This window comes from Protofrankia sp. Cr1 (genome assembly GCF_963555865.1).
In the GTDB taxonomy this organism is placed as follows: Bacteria; Actinomycetota; Actinomycetes; order Frankiales; family Frankiaceae; genus Protofrankia.
Genome location: NZ_CAUVXO010000671.1, coordinates 1 through 1057, shown reverse-complemented (window position 1 = coordinate 1057; position 1057 = coordinate 1). Strand labels below are relative to the sequence as shown.

Sequence of the window (1057 nt, the reverse complement as noted above, 5' to 3'; positions counted from 1 at the left end):
GTCGGGACGCTGGCCGATTCAACCGGACATCGAGAAAGATCAGCGTTTGTTTGTTGCTAGGCACGCTTTTTCGGCCGAAAAGCGTGCCGTACGACAAACATACGCCGATCATCCCTCAGATCTGCTCCGGCCGTCTCCACCACCGCGGCGCCAGCTCCCACCGGGCCCACCTCCGTCCACTTCAATCCGACTCGGATTTGTAGTCAGCGGGTGCGATAGATGTCCGCGCGGTGGTCGACGTCGAGAATGTGGACCGTATGTGCGTCCTCGTCGATCCGGTAGACAATGCGGTATGTCCCGCGCCGCGCGCCGTGGCAGCCCAGGAGCGGGCCGAAAAGGGGCTTTCCGACGCGACGCGGGTTGACGGCCAGTGCACTGGCGCAGAACTCCAGTACCGCTGCCGCCACGGGTTCGGGAAGTCGCTGGGCGATGCTGCGTCGCGCCGCGGGTTGGAAGCGCAGCTCGTACTGTGGTGGTTTGTCGTCCTCCGGCGTCATGCGCCGGTGGCTCGGCGACGGGCCAGGTCGGCACGCATAGTGGCGAGGTCGACCCCTTCCTCTCCGCGTCCGAGCGCGGCGAGGCTTTCGGTGATCCGAGCGACGGCCTGCGAGTCACTGAGGATCTCCAACGTCATCTCGAGGCCTTCGAGATCGTCGACGGACAGCAGGACCGCTTCGGCCTCACCGTTGCGGGTCAGCGTGATCCGCTCGTGCTGCGTGCGTACCCGGCGTGACAGCTCGGACAGGCGCGCCTTGGCCTCGGACATCGGCACGGGAGTCGCAGCAATCGTCATGGTCACAAGTGTAGTCTGAAGAGGTCTGAATTCAGACTACACATAAAAGATCTTTTTTGGGATTATGGTCACCGTAATCGGCGTCGACGAGCTTCCGGTAACGGGCGCTCCTCCTGGCCGGGCCGGGCGCGTATCGTGACATTCTTTACCCATGGTTGACGGGGGCGGGGTAACCGACACAGGGGTCACCGACACAGCGGCGTCCGATGACGGCGGTCGCTACGACTTCTTCGTCAGTTACACCGGCGTCGACAGGGCCTGGGC

The 1057-nt window shown here is 63.9% G+C and carries 2 protein-coding genes; both read right to left on the bottom strand.

Annotated elements, in window-relative coordinates; all coding sequences use genetic code 11:
• Positions 1–203: 203 nt before the first annotated feature.
• Positions 204–497, bottom strand: a complete 294-nt coding sequence (locus tag U9980_RS27765; RefSeq protein ID WP_322770636.1) for a type II toxin-antitoxin system RelE/ParE family toxin — start codon at positions 495–497, stop codon at positions 204–206.
• Complete coding sequence (locus U9980_RS27760; RefSeq protein ID WP_322770635.1) at positions 494–793, bottom strand: type II toxin-antitoxin system Phd/YefM family antitoxin; 300 nt, start codon at positions 791–793, stop codon at positions 494–496. The genes U9980_RS27765 and U9980_RS27760 overlap by 4 nt, the downstream gene beginning before the upstream one ends.
• Positions 794–1057: the final 264 nt, after the last annotated feature.

What these genes read in the sequence shown, in the direction of transcription:
- U9980_RS27765 (WP_322770636.1), bottom strand. Translation starts at nt 497, where the DNA reads ATGACGCCGGAGGACGACAAACCACCACAGTACGAGCTGCGCTTCCAA.
- U9980_RS27760 (WP_322770635.1), bottom strand. Translation starts at nt 793, where the DNA reads ATGACGATTGCTGCGACTCCCGTGCCGATGTCCGAGGCCAAGGCGCGC.